General features: G+C 68.7%; 17 protein-coding genes, 1 tRNA gene and 2 pseudogenes. 9 read left to right on the top strand and 11 right to left on the bottom strand.

Translation table 11 applies throughout. The features are described 5' to 3' along the window. On the bottom strand, positions 1–457 hold a 457-nt coding region (locus R5W23_RS14100), incomplete at its 3' end, for a transposase (RefSeq protein WP_320686856.1). A 26-nt stretch (positions 458–483) separates the two neighbouring features. On the opposite strand from R5W23_RS14100, the gene R5W23_RS32660 reads away from it, so the two are divergent. Continuing rightward, positions 484–885, top strand: a complete 402-nt coding sequence (locus R5W23_RS32660; protein WP_407936127.1) for a helix-turn-helix domain-containing protein — start codon at positions 484–486, stop codon at positions 883–885. Positions 886–2,459: 1,574 nt separating this feature from the next. Here R5W23_RS32660 and R5W23_RS32655 read toward each other — a convergent pair. Together R5W23_RS32655 and R5W23_RS14090 are read right to left on the bottom strand one after the other, a co-directional pair. Beyond that, positions 2,460–2,586, bottom strand: a pseudogene (locus R5W23_RS32655) (LicD family protein); the annotation flags it as partial. Positions 2,587–2,710: 124 nt separating this feature from the next. Beyond that, the gene (locus R5W23_RS14090) at positions 2,711–3,592 is read right to left on the bottom strand and encodes an adenylyltransferase/cytidyltransferase family protein (protein ID WP_320686854.1); all 882 of its coding nucleotides are present in this window, start codon (positions 3,590–3,592) and stop codon (positions 2,711–2,713) included. Between the two features lie 346 nt (positions 3,593–3,938). On the opposite strand from R5W23_RS14090, the gene R5W23_RS14085 reads away from it, so the two are divergent. Both R5W23_RS14085 and R5W23_RS14080 read left to right on the top strand, forming a co-directional pair. Next, on the top strand, positions 3,939–4,238 hold the full coding sequence (locus R5W23_RS14085) for a hypothetical protein (protein ID WP_320686853.1): 300 nt from the start codon (positions 3,939–3,941) through the stop codon (positions 4,236–4,238). Then, positions 4,231–4,788: a hypothetical protein gene (locus R5W23_RS14080; RefSeq protein WP_320686852.1), complete on the top strand. Its 558-nt coding sequence runs from the start codon at positions 4,231–4,233 to the stop codon at positions 4,786–4,788. The genes R5W23_RS14085 and R5W23_RS14080 overlap by 8 nt, the downstream gene beginning before the upstream one ends. Before the next feature lie 7 nt (positions 4,789–4,795). Here R5W23_RS14080 and R5W23_RS14075 read toward each other — a convergent pair whose 3' ends face one another. The 6 genes from R5W23_RS14075 to R5W23_RS14050 form a co-directional block, all read right to left on the bottom strand. Further along, on the bottom strand, positions 4,796–6,223 hold the full coding sequence (locus R5W23_RS14075; RefSeq protein ID WP_320686851.1) for a hypothetical protein: 1,428 nt from the start codon (positions 6,221–6,223) through the stop codon (positions 4,796–4,798). Between the two features lie 16 nt (positions 6,224–6,239). Then, complete coding sequence (locus tag R5W23_RS14070) at positions 6,240–7,229, bottom strand: hypothetical protein (RefSeq protein ID WP_320686850.1); 990 nt, start codon at positions 7,227–7,229, stop codon at positions 6,240–6,242. Between the two features lie 248 nt (positions 7,230–7,477). After that, positions 7,478–10,867 carry a DEAD/DEAH box helicase family protein gene (locus R5W23_RS14065; protein WP_320686849.1) on the bottom strand — a complete coding sequence of 1,130 codons (3,390 nt, stop codon included), beginning with the start codon at positions 10,865–10,867 and terminating at the stop codon, positions 7,478–7,480. Next, positions 10,864–11,403: a transposase gene (locus R5W23_RS14060; protein ID WP_320686848.1), complete on the bottom strand. Its 540-nt coding sequence runs from the start codon at positions 11,401–11,403 to the stop codon at positions 10,864–10,866. The genes R5W23_RS14065 and R5W23_RS14060 overlap by 4 nt, the downstream gene beginning before the upstream one ends. 284 nt (positions 11,404–11,687) lie before the next feature. Continuing rightward, on the bottom strand, positions 11,688–12,923 hold the full coding sequence (locus R5W23_RS14055; protein WP_320686847.1) for a restriction endonuclease subunit S: 1,236 nt from the start codon (positions 12,921–12,923) through the stop codon (positions 11,688–11,690). Beyond that, the gene (locus R5W23_RS14050) at positions 12,920–14,458 is read right to left on the bottom strand and encodes a type I restriction-modification system subunit M (RefSeq protein WP_320686846.1); all 1,539 of its coding nucleotides are present in this window, start codon (positions 14,456–14,458) and stop codon (positions 12,920–12,922) included. Before R5W23_RS14050 ends, R5W23_RS14055 begins: the two co-directional genes overlap by 4 nt. Positions 14,459–14,808: 350 nt before the next feature. Here R5W23_RS14050 and R5W23_RS14045 point away from each other — a divergent pair, with 350 nt between their 5' ends. From R5W23_RS14045 to R5W23_RS14030, 4 genes are all read left to right on the top strand, one after another. After that, the gene (locus tag R5W23_RS14045; protein ID WP_320686845.1) at positions 14,809–15,180 is read left to right on the top strand and encodes a hypothetical protein; all 372 of its coding nucleotides are present in this window, start codon (positions 14,809–14,811) and stop codon (positions 15,178–15,180) included. Positions 15,181–15,189: 9 nt separating this feature from the next. Next, positions 15,190–15,861, top strand: a complete 672-nt coding sequence (locus tag R5W23_RS14040) for a hypothetical protein (RefSeq protein ID WP_320686844.1) — start codon at positions 15,190–15,192, stop codon at positions 15,859–15,861. A 124-nt stretch (positions 15,862–15,985) separates the two neighbouring features. After that, positions 15,986–16,195 carry an excisionase family DNA-binding protein gene (locus R5W23_RS14035; RefSeq protein WP_320686843.1) on the top strand — a complete coding sequence of 70 codons (210 nt, stop codon included), beginning with the start codon at positions 15,986–15,988 and terminating at the stop codon, positions 16,193–16,195. 121 nt (positions 16,196–16,316) lie between these two features. Beyond that, the gene (locus R5W23_RS14030; protein WP_320686842.1) at positions 16,317–18,908 is read left to right on the top strand and encodes a toprim domain-containing protein; all 2,592 of its coding nucleotides are present in this window, start codon (positions 16,317–16,319) and stop codon (positions 18,906–18,908) included. 180 nt (positions 18,909–19,088) lie between these two features. Here the strand turns inward: R5W23_RS14030 and R5W23_RS14025 are convergent, their stop codons facing one another. After that, positions 19,089–19,529, bottom strand: a complete 441-nt coding sequence (locus R5W23_RS14025) for a hypothetical protein (protein WP_320686841.1) — start codon at positions 19,527–19,529, stop codon at positions 19,089–19,091. 61 nt (positions 19,530–19,590) lie between these two features. On the opposite strand from R5W23_RS14025, the pseudogene R5W23_RS32650 reads away from it, so the two are divergent. Beyond that, a pseudogene (locus tag R5W23_RS32650) lies at positions 19,591–20,370 on the top strand (tyrosine-type recombinase/integrase); the annotation flags it as partial. Between the two features lie 328 nt (positions 20,371–20,698). Here R5W23_RS32650 and R5W23_RS14020 read toward each other — a convergent pair. Next, positions 20,699–20,773, bottom strand: a tRNA-Pro gene (locus tag R5W23_RS14020). Positions 20,774–20,963: 190 nt separating this feature from the next. Here R5W23_RS14020 and R5W23_RS14015 point away from each other — a divergent pair. Continuing rightward, a complete protein-coding gene (locus R5W23_RS14015; RefSeq protein WP_320686840.1) occupies positions 20,964–25,943 on the top strand; it encodes a VWA domain-containing protein in 4,980 nt (1,659 codons plus the stop codon). Positions 25,944–26,100: the final 157 nt, after the last annotated feature.

Here is a 26,100-nt window from a genome sequence, read left to right as displayed (position 1 = left end):
TATCCACGCCGACGGTGGTGCCGGTGATCAGGTTCTTCGCCTCCGCGATGCCCAGCACGAACCGGAACACCTCGTCGAAGACCGCCTCGGGTAGTCGCTTGCGGGTGTTGGTGAGGGTCGAGTGGTCGGGCGTGGCCCGATCCAGTGGGATGCCCAGGAAGGCGCGGAGCGACAGGCTGTCCGAGCACCGCCATGCGATGCCGCGCGGGGAGTCGAGACCTTCAAAGTAGCCGATTAGGAGCATGCGGAAGTACACGCCCGGGGGCAGGCTGGGCCGGCCCCGGGGTTCCTCGCGCTCGTAGTACTCGGCGCACCGGCGCTCGATCCAGTCGTCGAAACCGTTCTCGGCCAGGAGGGCGTTGAGCCGTTGGTAGAACGGGTGACCGGCCGAGGATATGAGCTGGTCGGTGGTAATGAACAGGGATTCCTGCCGCGGCTTCCGCTTGCCCATCGCCATCGCGCGACTCCACAGGTCAGAATCCAATGTTCTCAAGAATAGTGCGGCCGTGGGAATACTTCAACGGGCTGCTAGCACAGCCCCTGCGATCGGCGTTTCGGCCGGGCGCAGGGGGAAGGATGCGTACGGTGGACGACTTCGCAGAGATCCGTAGGTTGCACCGCAGCGGCCTCAGCGCCCGGAAGATCGCCCGACAACTGGGCGTCGGGCACGACACCCTTCGCCGCTCGCTCGCCAACCCCGAGCCGGCGCCCGACACCCCTGCCCGGCCCCGACCTTCGGGGCGTTCCGGGCCATCGTTGATGACATCCTGGGCGCCGATCGGGCCGCGCCACCCAAGCAGAGCCACACCGCGAGCCAGATCTTCCGACGACTCGTCACCGAGAACAACTACGCGGGCGACTACGATCAGGTCCGACGCTACTTGAAGCAACAGCGCCTCGACCGGCGCGAGACGTTTATCCCGCTTGACCACCCGCCCGGTCATCGCGCCTAAGCCGACTTCGGGCACATCCACGTGGACTTCCCGGACGGCCGCCGGCTGGTGCCCGTACTCGTCGTCACCTGGAGCGACTCCAACTGCCCGTTCGCCCTTGCGCTACCGACCGAGCGCGCCGAAGCCGTTCTGCACGGACTCGTCGAGGCGTTCGCGTTCTTCGGGTGCGTGCCACGCGAGCTGTGGTGGGACAACCCCAAGACGGTCGCGGTGCGCATCGGGATGGGCCGGGACCGGACCCCGCACCCGCGTACGCGGCGCTGGCGAGCCACGACACGTTCACGCCTCGGTTCTGCCTGCCCGCGATCCCGACCGAGAAGCCGCGCGTTGAGAAGCGGGTGCAGGATCTCGAGCGTCAGTGGGCGACACCCGTGCCGCGTGTCGCGGATCTCGATGAGCTGAACGCGCATCTGCTGCGCCAGTACCTCGCGGCGCGGGACCGCACGTGCGGTGATAACGTGTTGTCAGTGGGCATTCGATTCGAGCACGATCGCGCCGCCGTGTTGCCCGTTCCAGCCCACCATATCGTCTCGTTGTTCTGCCGCGCTGAATCAATCTGTCGCAGCGCAGATCGTCATGGCTTGAGCAGGTTGAGCCGGGTGAGCACCGGGTCACTGGTGGCAGTCGAGCTAAGCCGGCCGAGCGTGTGGTGGGTCACCCCAAACCCAGCACCTAGCACCGACATCACCTCACTGGCTCCGAGCAGCCAGCGGAAGTGCCCGTCGTCGAAAAACAGGCGCGAGTCGTTGGGCACCGGCGTCAGTGCAGACGCATCCGCCGGATCACGGAACTCCATACACACGACTGTTCCCGGCCGGACTTCTGCCAGTCTTCGCAGCAGCGACCATTGCTGCCGGGACGAGAGGGTGTGCAGCAGCCACCGGCAGTACACCCGCCCGTACCCGGACAGGTCGGCCGTCAGCGCGTCTCCGCCGCGGTCGGTATGCAGGTCGCATTCGTCGACCTCGTACCCCTGCGTCCGGAGATACGCGGCGTCTCGGCCGGACCCACTGCCCAGATCGATCACCCGCCCTTGGCCCTTGGCGAACGCCGCTGCCGCCACCGGCGCGAACGTGGAGTGCGACTCGCCCGCCGGCGGCGTCTGGCGCCAGTGCGCGGCGTTCACCCGCTCGACGATTTCGTCCAAAGGGACCGACCGCTCGGCCCGGTGGTCGTAGGTCTTGATCTGGTACGTCCCGTAGTCGCCGTACAGGCTTCGCAGCACGGCCAGTGGACACGCCGGCGCGAGTCGCGGGGTTCCCTCGAACAGGACCGGGCGGAACGGCAGCACCTGAGGCGCGGGGAACCGGTACACACGGTTGGCGAACCGCGTCAGCACCTCGCCTCCGAACACGTCGTACGGGAACACGTCGACGAACGGCCAGCGCCACGGCAGGTCGGGCCGGCACACCGCCCCGTCGCGTCGGAACAGCTTCAGGAAGTGGGCCTTGTGGTGAACGATTCCGATCCCGCGGGCCGCACAGAACGCCTCCAGTGCGGGCACATCGGACCGCGGCAGCAGCAGATCGATGTCGTCGTCCCACGGGATGAACCCGCCGTGCCGCACCGCACCCAACAGGTTTCCCCAGAACAGGGCCGCCCGCGGGGCCAGGAACGGGTCCAGTTCGGTCAGAAAGTCGAGCGCCTCGTGCTGCTCGGGTAAACGGGCCATGCGGTTCTCGTGAGTGAAGTCAGGGAGACCAGGTAAGCGGCTGCGCGTCAGTGCCGGTGACCGGGGACCGGCCCGTCGCGACTCCTCAACCGTTGAATGCCGATTCCGCAGGTGGAGCGGTGGTTCCGGCCCGCGCGATGAGGTCGGTGGTGTGGTACCCGTCGAACTCGGGCAGCGTGTGGAACCGGCCGGCCGCCATCAGGTGGCTGTAGTAGGTGTGGAGGAACGTCGGATCGCCGGCCCCGTGGATCAGGTAGTCGATCCCGAGGGCGTCGAGTGCGGCCGTCGGCGTCAGGAGCGGGTAGTGGGGGATCACCGCATCGACGTACCGGCACGCCCGCACCACCTCCACGCGGTGCTCGTGCGGGACCACCGGCCAGCGCTTGTAGGTGGCCGTGGTGGCGTCGTCGATCACCCCGGCGGTGACGTGGCCGTACAACGCCTTGGCCCGCGCGAACAGGCGCACGTGGCCCACGTGGAACAGGTCGAACACGCCGTCGATGAGGACCCGTAGTTCGGAGCGGGCCGCGGGCGGGTGCGCGGCGAGTGTGGGCGGGGCGTCGGACGTGCGCCAGCCCGTGCCGTACCAGTGATCGAGGAGTTGGGGGGCGTATCGCGGTACCGCGACCGGCTGCCTAGCGACCGTTACCTCTTCGGCCCCGCAGAAATGGAACTCGTATCCGAACGGCTCCGGCGTGCACGCAATCACGCGCGTGATCCCGCGGCGCTCGGTACGCCACAACCGCACACACCGGCCGTCGGCTCGCGCCAGTGAGACCACATTCGGATCGGCGCGACGCCCGTTCGGTACTTCATCGGGTAGCGACGGGCACGCCAGCAGCATGTCCCGGCACGCAGCAAAATCGCTCGCATCCACGCCGATGTCGATGTTGAGGTCCGCCCGAGATACCGGCTCGGGCGGACGGTGGGCGAGCCACAGGGCGTCGAACAGGAGCCAGTGGCGCATGCCACTCCGACGCAGGAGTTCGAAGACCGGGCGGGCGAAGCTGAGCATGGATCAACAGTCGCGTGAATGAGCCGCGCGGTCGCAGTGTGACCGTACGCGCCGACCCACACATCTAATCGCCCGAGCCGGCCCGGGGGAAGGGAAGGAGCGCGATTTTCTGGGTATTGGTCGATTGTGATGGTTTCGAGTAGATCGCATGCTTCTGTCAGGTGCCGTTTGCTCGTTCTTCTCGACGGAATTGGCGCTCCGGTGACTCTGCCCCTGACCTGTTCACCTTGCGCGGCATGAGCAAACGGGTACAATCAAATACCCGCCGAAGCGGGGCACGCGCCGAGGTGTAACAGAAATGGGCTGGGACAAGGGCGGCCTGTACTACACGCGATCCCGGCGCGTCGGTGGACGCGTCGTCCGCGAATATGTTGGTGGTGGACCGGTCGGCGAACTGGCCGCCCAACTCGACGCCCTCGAGCGCGACCGGCGAAAAGGTGAGCGAGCCGACGCCCACGCCGAGCGTGAGCGACTGGCGGGGCTCGACGCGCCTCTGGACGAACTGAACACACGGGCCGACGAACTGGTCTGGGCGGCTCTGGTCGCTGCCGGGTTTCACCAACATAAACGTGGTGCGTGGAGGAAGAAGCGTGGCTGACGCAACGAAGCCGCTCCCCCCGGCAGAGCCCGAATTGCCGAAGACGACCGCTGAGATCCGGGCGTTGCTGAAGCGCACCCACGCCGGCGATGAGAGTACCGTTCCGGTGGTGCGGAAGATGTTGCAGGACCCGGCCTGCGTCCACCTGTTCGGCGGCGACCTGGCCCACGAGGTCGTCGCGTCGTTCACCCGGGCGATGGCCGGCGACAACGTCAGCTTCCGCGAGGCGGTGCTGAGGAAGTTGGAACTGCTCCGGGCCGAGCTGCTCGGCGAGAACCCGACGCCCGTGGAGCGGGTGCTGGTCGAGCGGGTCGTGGCGTGCTGGCTTCAAGTGCAAGACGCCGAGTTGCGGGCCGCACAGGGGCAGAAGGACACGTCGTTCCGGCAGGCCGAGTTCCATCAGCACCGGATGGACGCCGCCAATCGTCGGTTCCTGGCGGCGGTCAAGACGCTTGCCCAGGTGCGCAAACTCGCGATCCCGGTGCTTCAAATCAACGTTGGCAAGAAGCAGGTCAACATTGCGACGCCGGTCGTGCGGCCGGCGTCGTGAGCGCCGCTCAGTGGTAGCTCGTGTTAAAGTACACGCTGCACCCGCCCAGCGCCGAGCCGCCGCGCACTTGCTCGGGTGTTAGGATTGCTTTCTCCGACCGCACGCGTGTGCCGGGCGGCACACGGACCAGGTAACCGGTGTTGAAGTACCCGGCGACGGCGGCGAGCAGCCCCTCCCGAAGGGCCGGGATGTGGTTGCCGCCGCCCGTCAGCACCACCTCGTCGCACGTGCGGACCGCGTGCCGGTCGCAGAACTTCCGGAAAACGCGGCCCAACTCGGCCCCGAACGCGCTCAGGCAGTCGTCCACCGCGGACAGCTCCGCCGGCGTGCCGATGTCGCCCAGCTCACGGTTGCGCGTCGCGTACGCCTTCCGCTCGACGTACAGCGACCGCTTACACCCTTCTCGGGCGGCATTTGAGGCGCTCTGCCACCACCCGGCCTTGGCGGTCGGGAGAGTGACCCGCACCCGATCGTCGAGTGCCGCGATGCCGAGCGGAACCGATTGCTGGCTCACCGCGGGGCGAAGGTCCGGATCCCCGGTCGTTTGGAATCGCACCAGTGCGAAGTCTGCGGTGTACGAGCCGATGTCACAGATCAGAAGGGCGAACTGCTTTCGCGCCGCGCGGTACGCTTTGACGAGCGGCCCGTGCCGTAGCATTCGTCCCAGGTTGACCTGTTCATCACCGGCGCGGGGCTCCCAAACGACGTTCTCCCCCTCTGACAGCACTCCGATGACGTTCGCCACCGGTTCACTGATCAGCGGGCACTCGGCATCGACGGGCCACCCGGCCCGGCCGAGAATGTCGGTGAAGAGGGCTCGCGTTTCCGGGGCGATTTCGCCGGTTTCGCCGAACGCGGGCACGCACAGGCGGGTCGGGAACCGATCCGCCTGTGCGTGCCCCGGGAACCGGGTGGCGGTTTCGAGCACCTTTTTACGGAGGTCGCGGAAGTACGCCACCGCCAACTCTACTGCGTCCGTCGCCGGTTCGGTGGCGCCCCGGGCCAGTGGGGCGGCGGGCGGGCGGACGGCGAACGCGTTGGCCGCCTGGTACAGGGCTCGCAGCGCATCAACCTCCTGATGGGGAACCCGGTACTGGCGAACGAGCGCGCCAAATGCCGGGGACGCCAGAAGCGCGCCGAGCCCTTCTTCAAGTACAATCGGGGCCGCGTCCCGTGAGGTGAACAACTCCGGCTTCCAGTTGCGGCGCGAGTCCACGCCATCGGTCAAGTTGGTGCGGCCGGCTTCTGCGCCAAACAGGTAACGGGTGGCTGAGCCGCGCCGGTCGGCCAGTGCTGCGGACGGGAAGCAGAACCCCTCTCCGCTTTCGGTGTTCGTCGGGTGCGGGATCAGCCGGGCGCGGCCGTTGATGCCGGGGCGCAGTGCCACCTTGGTGTAGGAACTACCGAAATCGATGCAGAACAGCTCGCCAGCCATCACCACCCTCCCGTGCTCATGGCGCTTGCACCACGGCTTTACGCACCACGTACGGCGCGTGCTCGCCCTGGAGCAACCAACCAGGGGCCGACACCACGACCGGTGCCCCAGTGTCGAAGAACTCCACCGATTCATGACGTGCCGGGTCGAACGTGGTCGGTTGGCCCCCCTCTCCAATGCGCTCGACCCCGGGCATGTTCCGGAGCATGCACTCCAGGAGGTACTGCGCGTCGGGGGTGCGGCCCTGAACCGCCACGTGCCACGTTTCCACCATCTCCTCGACGGCCGCTCGGCGGAAATCAAGGTCTTCCGGCCCGGGATCCGGGAGCTGGCGGGCTGCCGGCTGCGGCGGTGTCGGGGGCGGTGTAGGCTTCACTTCCGGGGCCGCGACCGGTGCGGCGACGGCCCGGAGCAGCTCCTCGAACGACTGAGTCGCCGCCGCGTGCCGCCGGGCGTCGTCCTCGGCGCGTAGTTGCGCGGACCGGTGGTAGCTCAGCAGCGCCTCGTGCCTGGTGCGGACCGCGTCCCACTCGGCCGCGCGGGCGCGTTCTTCGTCCTCGCGGACACCCCGCACCAGTTCCGCACCATGTGTTCCGAGCCGTGCGACGAGTTCGACCAAAATGCCGGCCCGCTCCGGTTCGGGTTGCGCCCCGAGCCAGGTCCGGGCGACTGGTATCATTCGCTCGGGCGGCAGTTGCGCCGCTAGGCGAAACAGCGCTTCGGAGCCCTGAGCGCCGTGGCGAGCCAGCCCGCGTGCGATCCCGGCAGCGGTCGGGCGAACCATAACAGCCGTTTTGATTCGGCGCACCTCTTCCAAAAGAGGCTCCGGTCCAGTCGTGGCCGCCATGATGGCCTGTTTACCCACGCCGGCCGCGCTGGCGAACAGTCCGGGCGATTTACCCGATTTCACCAGTCGGAACTCGGTGACGTTCTCCAGTGCGATTGCTAATGCGGCGTCGATCAACTCGTCTGCCGATGCCGCCAGTTTCGGCTTGCCCTTGGCCATAGTGCTTCCTGTGCTGAGAAAAGAGCGGCGGGCGCGTTTTTGCTTCTTTCACCACCCGCAACCGCATTCAGTGTCGTTCAGGCGTTCGGGTACTCGATGTCCATCGAGAGCAACTCCGCGTCGGCCTTCGCGATGGCGCAAGCGAGTGGAACCGCCGTCCTGGTTGAAGAGAGGCACGGTCTCATCGACCCTTCGGCCCCTCGCACGCGTCATCACCTTGAGCCGGCGGGCCGTTGCACCGGTCCGCGTCAGGCGGCCATCGCGGCCGACTGAATGGCCCCCAGCAGCGCGACCAGGTCGCTCACCTGTGCCGGCGTGAAGATGTCTTCCGGCCCGTGCGGGGTGATGTCGGTGAACGGCGACTCGTACAGCAGCGCGGGTTCGATCACGCCGCGCTCGCTCAGGTGGTCGATGACCAGGTTCACGAACTCGATCTGGTTCGCGCTGAGGGATTTGCCCGCGAGGAAGCCGGCGAACGCGTGTTTGGCCGCCTCGCGGTCGAGGCCGACCAGGGAGCGAACGAACAGCCCCAGCCCGTGCGACTCCGTTTTGGCCTTCTCGATCAGCTCGCCGGAGCCCACGCCGCTCCCCGCGAGCAGCGCCTCCAGGTCGGCAAGATCCTTCGAGCTCAAGGGGATGTTGCCGCGCAGTTTGCAGATCGCGGGGTGCCCCTGGTGCTTGCGGAGGAACGCGCGGGCCTTCTCGCGGAACAAGTCGAAGCTGTCCGCCGGGCCGATTCCGGGTAAAGCGATCTCTTCGGCGGCGCCGAGTTCGTCCTCGAAATCCGTGTAAACCGGTACGCGGCGGGTCTTCTCGATGAACTGAACGAGCAGCCGGAGCCGCTTACGCACCGGCTCCAGCATCGGTGCGGTCACGTCCTGCCACCATTCGTCGGATTGCAGATCCTGAATCAGCGCCATCTGCTCGTGGACCATCGGGATGCTGGCCTTCTCCTCCAGCAACCCGGCGATCTCCTTCACCTGGTCGCGGAGCCGCTCGAAGGACGGCTCCGTGTTCAGGATCGCCAACTGGAGCCGCAGCATGAGGTAGTCGAACCGCTTCGCCTCCTCTGGTTCAGCGGGGATCTCGGACGGCAGCCCGGCCACCTCGTGGGCAAGTTCGGCGCGGTTCGCGTCCGTCAGCGCCGCCCAAGCGTTCGGGTTGGCGTACGCCTCGACCAGCCGCCGCTTGGGGCGGACGACGAAGTTCTCCACGTTCATGGCCGCGACCTCCTTCTGGAGCCGCTCCGCGGTCTCCCGGCGCAGGTCCGTCTCGCCGTTCGGCGCCACCCCGGACGTGGCGGCGCCCGGCACCCGCTTGTCCAGCGTCCCGACCAGTTCGAGCCGCGCCTTGAACAGCCGCTTGCTCAGCGATTCCGCCGCCGACCCGTCGGCGGCGTCGGGGTTCGAGCGGAAGAACTCCAGGTTCTCGCAGTAGTCGAAGATGCAGAAGAACTTCTTGTGCAGCCCCGGGCCGAACAGGTCCGGGCACAGGCGGGTGCCGCGGCCGACCATCTGCCAGAACTTGGTCTTCGACCGCACCATCTTGAAGAACACCAGGTTCACCACTTCCGGCACGTCGATGCCGGTGTCCAGCATGTCCACAGAAATGGCGATGTGCGGTGCCTTGTCCTTCTGGGAGAACGCGTCGATCAGGCTCTGGGCGTACTCGGTCTTGAACGTGATGACGCGGGCGAACTCGCCCTTGAGGTGCGGGTAGTTCTTGTCGAACCGCTCGGCGATGTACCGCGCGTGGTCCTCGTTCTTGGCGAAGATGATCGTCTTGCCGATGCGGTCGCCGCCGGCCACGGTCAGCCCGTTGGTCATCAGGTGCGCGAGCACCTTGTCGACGGTGTCCTCGTTGAACAGCCACTTGTTCACCGCGGGCGGCTCCACGAACGCGGGGATCACGCCGTCGTCGCCCCAGTCCTTTGCGTCCCACTCGTCCTTGTCGGTCTCAGGGAGGTCGTCGTAACAGATCCCGTCGCGCTGGAACTTCACCGGCACGGCCACACCGCGGGCCGGGACCAGGAACCCGTCCTTCACCGCGTCCTCGAGCGAATACGCGTCGGTGGGGACACCGGTCTCCAGGTCGAACAGCCCGTAAGTGTTGCGGTCCAGCTCGTCCTTCGGGGTGGCGGTCAGGCCCACCAGGAGCGCGTCGAAGTAGTCGAAGATGGCCCGGTACTTCTGGAACACCGAGCGGTGCGCCTCGTCGATCACCACCAAGTCGAAGTGCCCGACCCCGAACCGGCGCTGGCCGTCGCGGGTGTCGTCGATCAGCCCCATCATCGTCGGGTAGGTGGACACGAACACACGGCCCTCGGTCCCCTTCTCGGTGACGAGGTTCACCGGCGCGCAGTCCGGCAGGAACTTCTTGAACGCGTTGCACGCCTGGTTCACCAGCGCCACCCGGTCGGCCAGGAACAGCACCCGCTTGGCCCAGTTGCACCGCATCAGCAGGTCGACCAGCGCGATGACGGTGCGCGTCTTGCCCGCGCCGGTCGCCATCACGACCAGCGCTTTGCGTTGCTTGTCGGTCTCGAACGACTCGCCGATTCGACGGATCGCGCGCGTCTGGTAGTATCGCTCCACAATGGTGGAGTTGATGTCGGCGGTGGCGAGCAGCCTGCGGATGGTGCGACGCTGGATCAGGAGCTCCAGCTCGGGCTTCTTGTAAAAGCCTTGAACGGCGCGGGGCGGGTAATTTGCGTCGTCCCACAACCAGTGGTCGTAGCCGTTCGAGTAGAAGACCACCGGGCGGCGGCCGAACCGCTTCTCCAGGCAGTCCGCGTACAGCTTCGCCTGCTGCTGGCCGACGCGGGCGTCCCGCTTGGTGCGCTTCGCCTCGATCAGCGCGAGCGGCAGCCCGTCGTCGCCCCACAGCACGTAATCGACGTACCCCTCGCCCTTGTTGTTGGGCATCCCGGTGACGGGGAACTCGCGATCGCGGGTCTGGTCGAGGGGCCAGCCGGCTTCCTTCAGCAGGAGGTCGATGAAGTAGTCGCGGGTCTCGGCCTCGGAGTAGTCGTGCGTGTCGGCCTGCGCGGTGTTGGCCTTCTTCGCCTCGGCGATCTCGGCCCGCAGTTTGGCGAGTTCGGCGTCGAGCGCGTTCTTGTCCGCGAGCAGGGCGGACAGCTTTTCGTCCTTCTCGTGAAGCTGCGTTTCGAGCTTCTGGAGCTGCTCGGTGGTCTGCTTGGGGACCGGGGCCGACGTGGGCAGTTTGGCAGGATCGAACGCGAGCCCGGCGGGCGGCTTGGCGCCCTTCGCGTAGGTGTGGGCGAGCCAGTAGCCGACGTGGAACAGCTCCTTGACCGCGACCTGGGCCTCGTACTCGGACACGGCCCGCTGGCTGTGAACGGCGTTGTTGCCGAGCTTGGTGACGAGCTTGGCTTTGTTGAACACGGCGTCGCCGGCCGCGTTCTTGAACGTCGGCTCGTGGACCAGCGCGCCCAGGTTGTCCTGGTACGGCAGCACCACCGCGGAGTCGTGCTTGTAAACCCAGTGGACGAGCAACTCGAGCGCGCGGCGGGCGTAGAAGCACGCGGTGCGCGGGTCCGGGTGAACGGCCGACTCGGCACGGGTCGCGGCGTCGTACACGTCGGGCCACTCGGGCTGGAGGAAGGCGAAGTGGCTCATGGTTCCCACACGATCAGGGGGTTCGGTTGCTTGCGCAGCACGTAGAGCGTGGCGGCGATCACGGCCCGGTCGTCCGGCAGCTTGCGGGTGGAGCCCTTGGCGGTCCACCACGTGCCCGAGCGGGGGCGCCCGAAGGCGCGGTTGAGCGCGCGAGAGCCGTAAGCCTTGAGGTCGGCGAGCACCTTTCCCGGGTCCGGGTCGCCGGGCACTTCCAGCACGAGGTGGAAGTGGTTGTGCATGATCGCGACCGCGTACAGCACCCACCCGCGGTACGCGGCGGTTTCCCGGAACTGCCCCAGGACGACCGCGGCCTGTTCCGCACTCAGGTAGATCGGCGGGCCGCTCATCAGTTCGCGGGCGCTGGCTTCCAGGCCGGGTATCGGCTCCTCGCTCGGCTCGCCGGGGGCGTCGTGCTCGATCCGCACGGTACCGGGCTCGTCGCCGGGGCGCACGTCGCGCACGGAGGTGACCGAGCCCCGCCGGTCGCCGGGCAGCCACGAGCCGTAGGTGGTGGTGGTCAGCAGCCACACGCGCATCTCGAACGCTCCGGTCGGTTGAGAGCGCTCCCGGCTCGCCGAGGTCGATCCCCGCGCCGGTCGGTCTTGCTCCGGTCGCTGACGCTCCCGGCTCGCCGAGGTCGATCCGCGCTCTCGAAGGCGCCTCCGGTCGCTAGCGGGAACTCCGGTCGCTGACGCTCCCGGCTCGCCGCGCGGCCGATTTTTCCCCGAAACGCTCAGAACGCGATACGGTTTGCGCTTCACCTCGGCGAGCCGGGAGCGTCAGCGACCGGAGCCGTCAACAGCGCGTCCCGGTCCGCGGTTCAAAGTTCCCCTCGAAACGCCCGGTACTGTAGCGACGCGAACAGCGCATCCAGTTGCACCAACGAAGCCCGGTGCGCCGACCGCACCCGCTCGACCGCCGCGACCCGCTTCGCGAACTCTTGCTGAAGCGGCAGCGGGGGGAGCGGCATCGGAAGAGCACGGAGCCCGGGGCCACTGAAATTCTGCTGCGCTGACTGCTTCGATCGTACTTGCACGATGTCCTGAATCTTTGGCGTCGTCAGAACCGCACGCGCATACGCAGGGTCGATTGCAGGGCCGAAACGCATGACGATGAAGTACGCGCCCGCAATACAAACCGGGGCATCTGGGCCGATGAGTGCCACCTTGCCGACCGTCGCGCCGGTCCTCGCGAACAGAATGTCGCCCGCGCGAAGAGAGTATTTCTCCAAATCCTCTGCTGCAACAATGAGACGTGGCATCGCAGCGAAATCAAGTCGTCCAAACTCGTCCAAGTCGGTAATGCGGACGATCCTCACGCCATTGGTCGAATAGACTTCGTTATAAAACCTCGGCCCGTATAGCTGAAAGACAAGCTGATCTCCGACTGATGACGTTGGCCATCCCTTCGGGTTCGTCACCGGGTCACCGAACATCTCCCCGAAGATCGCCTGCGGCAGCGCGTCCAGCTTGGCGAGCGCGGCCCGGCGCTTCGCCCGCAGCGCGTCCGCGTGGTCAAGGATGGCCGCGATTCGCTGCTGTTCTAGCAACGGAGGGTACACGAAGGGCAGCGCGCGGATGATGTCCGTGTTCAAGTTCGGCATGGTTTGGCCTTTAGCATTGTGCTCAAGCCATTTGCCTACCGATCTCTGCTGGAGGTATCTGCGGACGTATCCGATACAAATGTCCGGCGAGTTTAGGCGAATCCGAATGCTGCCCGTTCCGCAAAGCCAGCCGCTTTCTGACTCCGTCACGATAGCGAAGCGAGCAACATCACCTCGCCGACTGAAAATCACATCACCAACGCGCAGCTCGTGCCGTTGGAGACGCTGGACGTGGGCAGTGTCGACTCTCGCGATTCGATCGCAAACAACCTGCCCGTCTTTCATATCTTGTGGCATCACGACGGGTGTGCCATCTTCCGAGTAATCCGAAGCGTGTAACTGGCTCCCGAACGGACCCGTTTGAATTTCGCCACCGAATTTGTCGCAGATAGCGCCGACTGTGGTCGCCCAACGCGAGTTGGGCGGCGGTGTCTCGATTGCTTCGTCGCTCACTTCAGCATCTCCTTCAATTCCGCCATCCTCTTCTGAATCTCCTCCTCGATCTGGGCGAGTTCGGCGAGCAACTTGTGCGGCGGGTCGTGGGCCACCTCCTCGTGAACCACTTCCTTGTACCGGTTCAGGCTCAGGTCGTAGCCCTGGGCGACGATGTCGGCCTTCGGCACACAGAAGCTCTGCGCGGTCCGCGGGCGCTTGCACTCGGCCCCGTTGTGTTCCTTCCACCGCGCCAGTACGTCGGGCAGGTTGTTCTTGAGGTGTTCGTCGGCCGTGAGCGCCGCTTTCGGCACCGGCCCGAGCTTGTCCTCGGTGAGCAGCGGGGTGCGCTTGTCGTCGAGGCTCCAGCCGTCCGCGTCCACGTCATAGAACCAGACGTGCTCGGTGCCGCCGCTGTTCGTCTTGGTGAACAGCAGGACCGCCGTGGACACGCCCGCGTAGGGCTTGAACACGCCCCCGGGCAGCGACACCACCCCGTCGAGCTTCTGCTCCTCCACGAGCAGTTTCCGCAGCGCCTTGTGCGCCGTCGAGGAGCCGAACAGCACTCCGTCGGGGACGATCACCGCGGCCCGCCCGCCGGGCTTCAGCAGCCGGATGAAGAGAGCCAGGAACAGCAGCTCCGTCTTCTTGGTCTTGACCACCCGCTGAAGTTCGGTGGCGCAGTTCTCGTAGTCGAGGCTGCCGGCGAACGGCGGGTTCGCGAGCAGCAGCGAGAACGCGTCTTCCTCCAACCCGCTGTCTTGCTTGGCGAGCGCGTCGCGGTAGCGGATGTCGGGTTGCTCCACGCCGTGGAGCAGCATGTTCATGCTGCCGATCCGGAGCATGGTGCGGTCGAAATCGAACCCGTGGAACAGGTTGGTGTGGAAGTGCTCCTTGAGCTTCGGGTTGGTGAGCACCTCGGGGTGCCGCTCGCGCAGGTACTCACCCGCGGCGACCAGGAACCCGGCGGTACCGCACGCGGGGTCGCAGACGGTGTCCTTGGGAGTCGGTGCGGTCAGCTCGACCATCAAGCGGATGATGTGCCGCGGGGTCCGGAACTGCCCGTTCTGCCCGGCGCTGGCGATCTTGCCGAGCATGTACTCGTACAGGTCGCCCTTGGTGTCGCGGTCCTGCATTGGCACGCCGTCTATCATGTCCACGACGCGCGCCAGCAGCGTGCGCGGCACCGTGAACCGGGCGTCCTTCATGTGCGTGGCGTAGGTCGAATCGGACCCGCCGAGCGTTTGCAGGAACGGGAACACGTGCTCCCCGACCACCTTGTACATGGTGTCGGGGTCGAAGTGCTTGAACCGCGACCAGCGCAGGTCGTCATAGGGGCGGCCGAGCGGATCGTTCCCGGCGGGGAAGATGCGCCGCTCCATCGGCTTCTTGGTGGCGTTGGCCTTGTTCTCGGCCAGAGTGTGCAAGTCGTCGAGCCGCTTGATGAACAGCAGATAGGTGATCTGCTCGATGACCTCGATCGGGTTGGCGATGCCGCCGGCCCAAAAGGCGTCCCAAATGCGATCGATCTGCCCGCGAATTTCGCCGGTGAGCATGGGCGGGATGAAACCTCAAATCAACGCCTTACCAATCTGTCCCGATTGGTGTCGGTTTAGAATTACCGCCTGCGCTCGCTTTTGCAAGGAAAGAAGCGATTGCTTCCGGCTGTCACTGCGGGGTGCTACGGGGAGCGGAGGGCGGGTGTAACCGGCATGCCGCGGGTGAAAATGAACCCACAAGGCTTCAAACAACTTATTCGAACGCCCGGTGAAGTCAGACGGCGTCACACGTCGCTAGAAATAGCCAGCACGGCACTTGATAGTGCACATGCAATCAGATAACCTCGCTGTGCCGGTCCCTTCACTGCTTACTGAGTGGGCCGGCATTTGCTTGAGGAGCACCCCGCGTGTCCGCACCCGATGCGAAACCGGGGATCACGGACGTTCCCCTGCTGGTGTACCAACCGCTTCCGGCGGTGACGGACGAACTGTACGTCGTGCATTACGCGGCCGGGCCGCGGCCCAACGGATACGCGCCGACGCCGCCGGTCGCTGCGATCGTTGTACGGCACGTGCTCAGTGGCACAAACATCACGTTCGCCACGTTCACCGAGGCCGAGGTGGCGGGCCTTCCCCACGACGAGTTCCTGACCCACCTCCCGAACCTTGAGCGCGACACGCTCAGCGCGTTCACCGACTACGCGACGAACCGGCCCCGCGCGATGTGGGTGCATTGGCGGATGCGTGACGCTGTCTTCGGGTTCGATGTGCTGACCTAACGGGCGCGGGTGCATCGGGTACTCGCCCACAGCATCGCGCCGGAACGCCGGTTCGACCTGTCGCACTACCTGTCGCGGCGGTACGGTGACGAGTTCGCGCCCCGCCCGCGGTTGTGGAACGCGGACCGCCGGAACTTCGGCGAAGTGAACGGGTTACTCGACAAGAAGGCCCAAGAACTGGCCTGGGAGCGCGGCAACTACGCCGCGGTGCTGGGCTCGGTCACGGCCGGCGTGGAGGCCATCGCCCGGCTGTTCGATCGCGCCCGGGCCGAAAAGTTCATCAGCGGCGAGGGCGGACCGTACCAGGGGGCCGACTCAAACACCCTTTCGACCTCGACCGGCCAGTTGAGCCACACGGTGATCCGCCCGACTCGCCTGCCGTCGTCTCCGGGGCCGTACGTTCGGTTGCACCGGGAACTACTCGACCCGAGCCGACTGACCGCGCGGCACCAGGCGCTGCTCGCCGAGTTGCTCCGCCTGCGGGCGTTCGACCGGCCGTCGTGTGTCACCACCGGGGAGCTGGCGGTCGCCGTTGACGGCCCGGGGGCGCGAGAGGCTTCGTTCAAGCACCCGGTGTCCGAGCTTCGCCGCTGGGAATGTGTCGAGACCGCAGAAGGCCGCGGGGGCGGTGTCTGGCTGACCGGCACCGGGCGTGTCATTGCCGAGGGGGACGGCACCTGAGTTAACGGTGCGCTCCGTTTCGCCAACGGTGCGCTCAGTCACGTGCCTGTTGGTCAGATCGTGTCCGGTCGAAAACTGGTGTGCCGGGAACGCACCTCCGCGGACCCGAACACAGGAGCCGGTTGTGAACCCGCCCCCTTCGACTTCTCCGGGTGCGCCTTCGCGTGCGCCCGGATCACCCTGGCCGCTCGACGAAGCCGCGGCGTACCTGCACATCTCCGCGCGCCACTTGCAGCGCCTGATCGACGCGAGCAAGGTCCGGTCGGTGCGCCTCGGGCGTCGCCGGCTGATCCCGGACGCCGAGGTCCAGCGGCTCGCCCGCAACGGCTGCTGAGTACCGCAACCGTACAACCCTGCACGCTTCCGCACACTTCCGCACACCGGCTTCAGGCGCCGCGTGACGCGTTCTGACCCCGCCGGCGCCGGACGCGTCGGCCCTCACGGAATCACGGACGATGAGCGATACCAGAGGCGACGAGCGTCGCGAGCAACTCACCGCGGTCACCGGCGCGCGGCCGTGCCCGGTGTGTGCCGGCGACCACAAGTGCGCCGTCGGCGACGGGGGACTGATCCTGTGCGGCCGGTGCGAAGGACCGGTACTCGGGTTCCGGCACCTCGGGCCGTCGAAAGGCGACCCGCAATTCCACGTCTACCGGCGGGATGAGGCACCGGTTCCGGTGGCCGCCCCGAAGGGCCGCCCGCCGCGTGCGTGGGGCGAGGTGGCCCGCGCCTGCGCGACGGCGTTCGGGCCGGACGCGCGGGCCGAACTGGCGGGCCGTCTGGCCCTGCCGCCCCAGGTGTTTGATCACCTTCCGCTCGTCGGGGTGTCCGGACGCGGTTCCGCCGGGCGAACGTTCACGTTCCCGGAGTGTGCCGCCGACGGGACGATCATCGGCCTGTCCACGCGGGCGCCTGATCCGGCGGGCACCGACGTCAAGAAGATGCTCCCGGGGAGCAAGCGCGGGCTGACCGTTCCGGTCGGGTGGCGCGAGCGCGCCGGGCCGGTGCTGCTGGTCGAGGGGGCGTCGGACACGCTCGCCCTGACCGCGGCCGGGTTGCCGGCGGTCGGGCGCCCGTCGAACACCGGCGGCGGGGCGCACCTGGCCGCCCTGCTGCGCGACCTCCCAACCGACCGGCCGGTTCTCGTTGTCGGCGAAAACGACCGTAAGGACGACGGCTCGTGGCCGGGACGAGAGGGCGCGGAACGGATCGCCGCGGGGCTGCGGGACGCGCTCGGTCGCACGGTGCCGGTCGCCATGACACCGGACGGTGCCAAAGACGTGCGCCAGTGGCTGATCGAGCGTGTGAAGGCGGGGGCGGAGTGGGACGAGGCCGGACGCGAGCTGGTGGAGGCGCTCACCGCCGAATCGAAACAACCGCTCCCGGACGAGCGCCCCGAGATCCTCGTGACCACGGAAGAGCACGCGGTGAACGACGCGGCCGCGGCGGCGCTGGCCGGGGCCGAGGGCGTGTACCAGCGGGGCGGGCAGTTGGTGCGCGTGCTGCGGCTCGACGAGCCCGACGCGGACGGGGCCGCGGTGCGGGTGCCGGCCGGCGCGACGGTGATCCGCGAGTTGAGCCCGCCGCTGTTGCGCGAGCAGTTCACCCGCTCGGCCGACTGGTTCCGGATGGCGCCGGCCGGCGAAGGCGAGTTCGAGCGGGTTCCCGCCCACCCGCCGGGGTGGGCCGTGCAGGCGGTGTACTCGCGCGGGTTCTGGCCCGGGGTGTCACGGCTCGAGGCGGTGGTCACGCACCCGGTGCTGCTCCCCGACGGGTCGCTCCTGGCGAACAACGGCTACCACCGCCCGACCGGGGTGCTGGTGTGCCTGCCGAACCGGATGCGGCTTTCGGTGCCCGAACGGCCGAGCCGGAGCGACGCGACCACGGCGGTCGAGTTGCTCGTGGACGCGGTGTGCGACTTCCCGTTCGAGCGGCCCGAGCACCGCGGGGCGTGGCTGGCCGGGCTGCTGACCCCGCTCGCGTGGTTCGCGTTCGACGGCCCGGCCCCGTTCTTCCTGATCGACGGGAACGTGCGCGGGATCGGGAAAGGGCTGCTGGCCGACACCGTGGCGCTGCCGGTGCTGGGGCGCCGGTTCTCGGCCATGTCGTACACGCCCGACCGCGAGGAGCTGCGCAAGCGGATCACGAGTGTCGCGACCGGGGGCGAGCGGATGGTCCTGTTGGACAACCTGGCCGGGCCGATCGGCAACGACCAGCTCGACGCGATGCTGACCGCGGACCGGTGGCAGGACCGGCTGCTGGGCGGGAACCGGGTGTACGACGGGCCGCTGAACGTGGTGTGGTACGGCACCGGCAACAACTGCGAGCTGCGGGCCGACACGAGCCGGCGCACGTGCCACATCCGGCTGGAATCGACGGACGAGCGGCCCGAGGACCGGGCCGGGTTCAAGTACCCGCGGCTCCGGGCGCACCTGCGGGGGCGCCGAGACGAATACCTGTCAGCCGCCCTGACCGTGCTGCGCGGCTGGGTGGTGGCCGGGCGCCCGGCCGCCGGGCTGCCGCCGTGGGGCAGTTACGAGTCGTGGTCCGAGGTGGTGCGCGCGGCGGTGGTGTGGGCCGGGCTCGCGGACCCCGGGCTGACGCGGGTCGCGCTGCAGACGGCCGCCGACCGGAACGCGCTGGCGATGGGGCTGTTGCTCCAGTGCCTCGCGCGGCGCGACCCGGACCGGCAGGGGCTGACCACCGCCGAGATCCTCGAAGCCTCACGGGACGACCACGAGTTGCGAACCGCGGTCGAGGACCTGGCCGGCCGGTTGGACGTCCGCGCGCTGGGGTACACGCTGCGGTCGTTCGCGCGGCGCAACTTCGAGAACCGGTTCCTCGACCGCGTCGCGAGCACCGGACGCGGGGCGCGGTGGGCGGTGTACCCGATGACCGAGTTCCACGTGCGCCGCTCCGCATCGTCACCATCGCCACCATCGTCGCCCGATGTGGCTGACGATGGTGGCGATGGTGACGATGGTTCCGAGCGCGGGGCGGTATCGGGCACCCTGTTCGACGTCGCACGCACCGGGTTGCCGGACTGAGCCGGGCCGGCGCAGGCGGGCGGAGGCGTTCGGGTACCGAGCGGTTCGGCCCGAGATTCCGGGCGGTCCGGTGTGAGGGTATCATGCACGGCGGTCGTGTCGGGCGCGGTTCCTGCTCGCTGCGGTGCCGCCGACCACTATTGTGAGGGTTCCGCACATGGGTTCGGTGTTCCGTAAGACCTACACGAAACCGCTCCCGGCCGGTGCCGAGGTCGTGGAGAAGAGCGGCCAACGGGTCGCGCGCTGGCGGGTTCGTGGGAAGCTGCGCACGGCCCCGCTGGCGGCCCCGGGGGCGGGGCCGGTCCGGGTGCTGATCGAGGGCCGCACGTACTTCGCGAAGTACCGGGACCACGCGGGCGCGCTGGTCACCCGGCCGACCGGCTGCAAGGACGAGCAGGCCGCGCGGCAGGTGCTCGCCAAGTGGGAGCGCGAGGTCGAGCAGATCAAGGCCGGCACGCTCGACCGCAAGGCCCTGGACACCGCCCGCCTCTCCACCGCCCCGCTCGAACAGCACCTGGCGGCGTACGAGCGCTCGCTGGTCGCGGCGGAGGTGTCGGACACGTACCGCGCGAACGTGCTGCGGGCCGTTCGCCGCGTGGCCGGCGAGTGCTCGGTGAGCACCCCCGCGGACCTGCGCCGCGAGGCCGTGGAGGACTGGCTCGCGGCGCGGATCGGCGAGGGGATGAGCGCGCGGAGCCGGAACTACTACCGGGAATCGCTGATCGCGTTCTCGAACTGGTGCGTTCAGTCGGGGCGGCTGGGCGCGCACGACCTGGATCGCATCCCGAAAGCCGACCAGAAATCGGACCCGCGACGGCAGCGACGGGCGCTCACGGAACACGAACTGCGCCGGCTGCTCGCGGTCGCCGCCGAGCGTCCGTTGCTCGACGCGAAGACGGTGCGTCGTGGCGCCCGCCGGGGTGAAGCGGTTGCGCAACTGAAGCCCGAAACGGAGGCGCGGCTCCGCGCGGCCGGGCGCGAGCGGGTGCTGATCTACAAGACGCTGGTGTTGACCGGGCTCCGGAAGAACGAGCTGGCGACGCTGACGGTCGGGCAGCTCGACCTGACCGAGGGGGCGGCGTTCTTGCAACTGGACGCGGCCGACGAGAAGAGCCGCGAGGGGAATGCGATTGCGATCCGGGACGACCTCGCCGCGGACCTGCGCGCCTGGCTGGGTGAGAAATTGAGCGCGGTTCAGGCGGTTGCCCGGGAAACCGGTGCGCCGGTTCCGGAGTCGCCTCCGGGTAACGACTTGCTATTCGTCGTCCCGGACGGACTGATTCGGATCTTGGACCGCGATTTGAAGGCGGCCCAGATTCCAAAACGCGACGACCGCGGGCGCACGGTGGACATGCACGCGATGCGGACCACGTTCGGTACGTTCCTGAGTAAGACGGGGGCGGCCCCGCGGGTGGCGCAGGCGGCCATGCGGCACTCGGACATCAAGCTGACGATGGGCGTGTACACCGATACGCGGCTGCTGGACGTGCGCGGGGCAGTCGAGAACTTGCCCGCACTCCCATTACCTGGTGGGACGGTTCCCAGGCCCCCAGACGCCGACGGTCGTTCCGGTGCGGTGAACGGGCTCGAGAAAAGTTCTTCCGGTGCGCTTGCACCACCGCTTGCACCACTTCCAGGCCGGCCGGGTCAAATCCCGTCATCTGGGGGCAACACGGGCCAGACCGACGGTCTTCAGATCGCGAGGCAGGAAATCGACGTAAGTGCAATTGCTGGCAACGAAAAACCCTCGCTGACAGCTACTGTCAGCGAGGGTCTCGTTCTTCAACAAGTCGGGCTGATAGGATTTGAACCTACGACCTCTTGGTCCCGAACCAAGCGCTCTAGCCAAGCTGAGCTACAGCCCGTTGCTTCAATCGTGAGGTTATGTTATCGGCCGGCACACCAGAGTCAATAGCCGCTGCCGAATGCTTCTGTCCGTTGCCACGGGATTTGTCTCGCGTCATACTGAGGACACCAGCCGCCACCGCTGGTTCGCGCCGTCCCGGTCGCGTTTCCCGTTTCGCACCGTCGCACCGCAGTTAATCGGCGCACCGTATGTACACAATGGTCGTTGCGCTCGCCCCGTGGGTCGCCGCTGGTACCGCGGCGGTTGCCGGCCCGCTCCTTATCCACCTCCTCTACCGCAAACGCTACCAAGTCGTTCCCTGGGCCGCCATCAGGTTCCTTGTCGTCGCCGAGCGCCGCCACAAGCGCCGCATCGACCAGTGGCTTCTGCTCCTGCTGCGCGTCTTCGCTCTTCTGCTCGTTCTGTTCGCGATGCTGGCAACCAACCGCGCCGCCGAGGAGTTGTGGCAGCGCGTCACGCCCGGTGCCACGGAAACCGTCGCCAACGTGCCCCGCACGCACCACGTGATCGTGCTCGACGCCTCGCTCAGTATGACCGCGCGCACCGACGGCGACCAGACCCGGTTCCAACGCGCCCTCACGCAAGCGGAGGCGCTCGTACACGCCGGGCGCGACGGCGACGGGTACACGGTTCTCGTGCTCGGCGCCGCGCAGCCTCTTGTTCCCGGGCCGGCCAACGACCGCGATAAGGTTGTCGCCGAAATCAGGAAGGCCAAACCCACGCACGGGGCCGGGGACCATGCGGCGGTGCTCACCAGCGTGGCGGACATCTTGGCTCACTCTCCCCGCGCGTACCCCCGGCGCCAGCTGACGATTTTCACCGACCTCCAGAAGTCGTCCTGGGGTAACGCCGTCCCGCGTGCCGAGAGCGGCACCGCCGAGGCGTGGCCGCGCGTCACCGCGCGCGCCGATGCGGTCATCGTGGACTGCGCGGGGCGCGACGCCGAGAACCTGGCGGTCGCCGAGGTCGCGCTCGCCGACCCCATGCCGCTCGTCGATCAGCCCGTTTCGGTCACCGTTAGCGTCGCGAACTTCGGGCGCGCCGAGCGCAAGGGCGTCCGCGTCGAGCTCCTCGTGGGGCGCCCGACCGGCGGTGCGCCGGTGCCCGTCGCGCAACGGGAACTTGAGCCCGTGGTGCCCGGCGGGCGGCAGAGCGTCCGGTTCGATCTGGACGTACCGCACCGGTTCCGCGAGCGCGGGGTTCACGTCCTGCTCGCCCGCATCGTCGGCGGCGACGACCTCCCGGCCGACGACGCGCGTGCGGTCGCCGTTGAGGTGCGCGACGGGATCCACGCGCTGCTCGTGGACGGTCGCGCGGACCCGGACCCGAAGCGGCGGGCCGCGACGCTGCTCAACTTCGCGCTGTTCCCGCCTCAAGCCAAGTACACCGACACGCCGAACCGCCCCAGGGTGGTCACGCCCGCAGAGTTCACCGACCCCGCCGCAGATCACCTCGCCGGGACCGACTGCGTGTTCCTGTGCGACGTACCGGGGCCGACTCCGGACATGGCCGCGAAGTTGGACGCGGTGCTCCGGCGGGGCGGGACCGTTGTGTTCGGGCTGGGACCCAACGCCGCACGCGACCGCGCCCAGTACAACGCCGTTTTTCACCGCGGCGGCGAGGGCGTGCTGCCGGGCGCGCTCGTTGAGACCGTGGCCGTGAGCGGCCCGGACGACCCGGGTTTCCGGTTGGCCGCCGAGGACGAGGCCTACCGGCGACCGCCGCTGCTCATGTTCGGCGCCCCCGAACTGCGGAGCGAGCTGATCAACGAGCCGTTCCGGTCTTACGTCCGGATCGAGGCGCCCGCCGACGGCGACCCGAACCGGCTCCTCACCTTCTCCCGCGCCGGCTCCGCGCCCCTGGCGCCGGGCGCGTCCGCCGCGAAGCCGGACCCCGCGCTGGTCGAGTGGAAGAAGCACCGCGGCCGGGTGTACGTGTTCGCCAGCACGTTCAACCGCGACTGGACCGACTGGCCCGCCATGCAGACGTACCTCGTGTTCTGGCACGAGTTCCTGAAGTACTGCGTCGCGAACCCGGACCGCCACACGCTGCGCGTCGGGGACGGGATCGAGGAGTTCTTCCCGGCCAGCGCCGCGGGGCTCACCACGAGACTCACCGGCCCGGACGGGCTCTCCGCCAGCGTGCCGTTAGTCATGCAGGGCGAGGCCGGCGTCGCCCGGTTTGCCGACACCGCGGTGAGCGGGCTGTACCGGATCGAGCTGAGCGGCGCCCCGGACCGCGTGTTCGCGGTAAACGTGCCCGAACTCGTGCCGGGCACGCCCACCGAGTCCGACCTGGCCCGTGTGGACCCGCGGGAGTTCCGCTCGCTGGCCGGGCTTCAGTTCGTGACCGACGCGGCCGACGCCCAGCCCACCAGCGAGAGCGGCGCGACCGTCACCACCGCGCCCAAACCGCACGGCCCGCGGCTGGCTCGCGCGGCCGTGCTACTCGCGGTGCTGTTCCTGGCGGCGGAACTCGTCGCCGCCTGGCGGCTCGGGCCGTCGCGCACCGGCGGGGTCGGTCCCCCGCCCGCCCGCGCGCTGCCCGCAAAGGCGCTCGCCCTCGCGGGCGCGCTGCTCCCGCTCGGGGTCGGGGCGCTCTTGCTGTTCGCGGTGCTCCACGCCGACCGCACCGGGAGCCCGCTCGGGTTCCTCCCACACAACATCCGATCCACGATTGAAGGCGCCGCGGGCGTGCCCGCCGCCGGCCCCGGCGAAGGGACGAAGTGGCGGTTCGAGGGCACCACGGCCTTCTTCAAGAGCCCCCACGCCGACCGCCGCGTGGTCGCGGGCCTTGCGGGCCTGTGCCTCGCGCTCACGGGCGCCGTCTACTGGTGCGAACGGCGGGCGGCGGGCGGGGGCGGGCGGGTGGGCGTCCTGGCCGCTCTCCGCGCGGTCACGTTCGCGCTCGCGTTCTACGTCTTGCTCGCCCAACTGACGCTCCGGTTCGACCGCGAGGGGTGGCCCGAGGTGGTGATTCTGCTCGACACGTCCGCGAGCATGGCGAAGGTGGACGAGTTGCGCGACCCCGCGGTGCGCGCGAAGGCCGCGGAACTGGTCGGGGCGGCCGACCTGTCCCACGCGCACCGCCTGAAGCTGGCCCAGATGCTGCTCACCCGCAAGGACGCCGACTGGCTCGACCGGTTGCTCCGCGAGAAGCAGGTGCGCGTCCACGTGTTCGCGGTGGACACGCAGGTGCGGCAGGTCGGCACGGCGGACGAAGAGGGGCGGCTCGACGAGGTGCGGGAGGCGCTGGTGGGGCTGCCGCCCGCCGGCGACGGGTCGCACCTCGGCGGCGGGGTCGAAGACGTGCTCAAGCGGTTCCGCGGCAGCACCCTCGCGGCCGTCGTCATGTTCACCGACGGCGTGACCACCGCCGGCGACGACCTGCCCAAGGCGGCCCGGGCGGCGGCGGTCGAGGGGGTGCCGCTGTACCTCGTCGGCACCGGCGACCCGTGGCAGACGCCGGACCTCGCGCTCACCGACCTCCAGGTGGAGGACGTGGTGGGGTGGGGGGACCAGCTCGTGTTCAAGGCGCGGCTGACCGCGCGCGGCGAGGTGCCGCCGGCCCCGGTCACCGTGACCCTTTCCGAGAAGCTCCCGAACGGCAAAGTTGTGGAGCGCGGCCGCAGCACCGTCACCCCCGACCTGAACGGCAACCCGGTGGACGTGTCCCTCGCACACGCGCCCCAGGAAGTGGGCGAGAAGACGTTCATCCTCAGCGTGCCCGCGGTGCCGAACGAGACCAACCGGCGCAACAACGAGGTGCAGCGCGCGGTGCTCGTGACCGAGTCGCGGCGGGTCCGCGTGCTGTACGTCGAGGGGTACCCGCGGTACGACTTCCGGTTCGTGAAGGTGCTGCTCGAGCGGGAGTCGGACAAGTCGACCGGCGGGAAGTCGATCGAGGCGCAGGTGGTGCTGCTGGACGCCTCGAAGGGGTGGGCCGAGACCGACCGGTCGGCGTTCCGGGGCGACTTCCCGACCCGCACCGAGCTGTTCAACTTCGACGTGGTGATCCTGGGGGACGTGGACCCGAAGCAGGTGCCGCGGCCCGCGGTGGCGCTGCGCGACCTGGCCGATTTCGTGAAGGAGAAGGGCGGCGGGCTGCTGTTCCTGTGCGGCGAGCACGGCACCCCCGCGGCCTTCGCCGACACCCCGCTGGCCGAGGTGCTCCCCGTCACCCCCGGGGACCCGCCCGCCGCGACCCGCCCGCCGGAGGAGCAGCCCCTGGTCGAGGGCTACCGGCCGAAGTGGACCCCGAGCGGCCGCCAGCACCCGCTGTTTCTGCTCTCGCCCGACGAGGGCGCGTCGGCGCGGCAGTGGGGCCAGTTCCAGGAGCTGCTGTGGCACGCCAAGGGGTACCGCACGAAGCCCGCGGCCCGGGTGCTCGCGACCCACCCGACGCTGCGCGCCGAGGGCGGCCCGGCGGCCGAGAACCACCCGCTCGTCGTTCAGCATTTCGTGGGCAACGGCCCGGTGCTGTTCTTCGGGTTCGATGACACGTGGCGGTGGCGGTTCCGCAACGACGAGGAGCACTTCGACCGGTTCTGGATGCAGGCGGTGCGGGTGCTGGCGCGGTCGCGGGTGCGGCGCCCCGAGGTGCGGGTGCAGCCGAAGTCCGAGTTCCGCCGGGACGAGAAGGTGACGGTGGAGGTGCGGTTCCCGGTCGAGGCCCCGGCGCCGGTGGGCAACAACCCGGTGCGAGTCCTCATGACCCGGGCGCCGCTGGCCAACGAGGACGGCGCCCCGCGCCCGGGGCGGGCGGAGACGACGACCCTGACCCTGACCCGGGCGCCGGGGCCGAACGTGGTGTTCGCGGCGACCCTGGCGCGGGCGCCGGAGGGCGAGTACCGGTTCGAGCTGGTGGACCCGGAGGTGCCGGGCTCGCGCCCGTCCGCGCTCGCGCGGGTGCTGCCCCCGGTCGACGAGCGGGAGCGCACCGAACTGAACCGGGCCGACCTCCAGGCGGCGGCGAGCGTTTCCGGGGGCGGGTTCTACACGCTCGCGAACGCGACCGACGTGTTCAACGATATGAAGGCCGCGCAGCGGGTGACGCTGAACGAGCCGTGCCCTCCGGTGCCGCTGTGGAACCACCCGCTGCTGTACGCGCTGGTTTTGTCGCTGCTGCTGGCCGAGTGGCTTTTGCGGAAGCGCGAGCGGCTGTTATGATTGGGGGGCGCGCCCCGGCGCGAATGAGAGGTGAGCGAGCGCGCGGTTGATGGATCCGTTCCGCTCTCCCGGCCGCTCCCGCTGAGGAAAGTCGGGGCCGAGTTGCGATCGCTGCCGTGGGTCGGGGTCGTTGCCGTGCGGTCGCTCTCGCAACCGC

It is taken from the genome of Gemmata algarum, assembly GCF_034097035.1.
Taxonomy (GTDB): domain Bacteria; phylum Planctomycetota; class Planctomycetia; order Gemmatales; family Gemmataceae; genus Gemmata; species Gemmata algarum.
This window is presented reverse-complemented; position numbering and strand designations above follow the sequence as displayed.

Excerpts from the sequence above, each read along its gene's own strand:
- R5W23_RS14090 (WP_320686854.1), bottom strand. The coding sequence starts at position 3,592 with ATGCGCCACTGGCTCCTGTTCGACGCCCTGTGGCTCGCCCACCGTCCG.
- R5W23_RS14015 (WP_320686840.1), top strand. The coding sequence starts at position 20,964 with ATGTACACAATGGTCGTTGCGCTCGCCCCGTGGGTCGCCGCTGGTACC.
- R5W23_RS14030 (WP_320686842.1), top strand. The coding sequence starts at position 16,317 with ATGAGCGATACCAGAGGCGACGAGCGTCGCGAGCAACTCACCGCGGTC.
- R5W23_RS32660 (WP_407936127.1), top strand. The coding sequence starts at position 484 with ATGTTCTCAAGAATAGTGCGGCCGTGGGAATACTTCAACGGGCTGCTA.
- R5W23_RS14070 (WP_320686850.1), bottom strand. The coding sequence starts at position 7,229 with ATGGCCAAGGGCAAGCCGAAACTGGCGGCATCGGCAGACGAGTTGATC.
- R5W23_RS14075 (WP_320686851.1), bottom strand. The coding sequence starts at position 6,223 with ATGGCTGGCGAGCTGTTCTGCATCGATTTCGGTAGTTCCTACACCAAG.
- R5W23_RS14065 (WP_320686849.1), bottom strand. The coding sequence starts at position 10,867 with ATGAGCCACTTCGCCTTCCTCCAGCCCGAGTGGCCCGACGTGTACGAC.
- R5W23_RS14060 (WP_320686848.1), bottom strand. The coding sequence starts at position 11,403 with ATGCGCGTGTGGCTGCTGACCACCACCACCTACGGCTCGTGGCTGCCC.
- R5W23_RS14050 (WP_320686846.1), bottom strand. The coding sequence starts at position 14,458 with ATGCTCACCGGCGAAATTCGCGGGCAGATCGATCGCATTTGGGACGCC.
- R5W23_RS14085 (WP_320686853.1), top strand. The coding sequence starts at position 3,939 with ATGGGCTGGGACAAGGGCGGCCTGTACTACACGCGATCCCGGCGCGTC.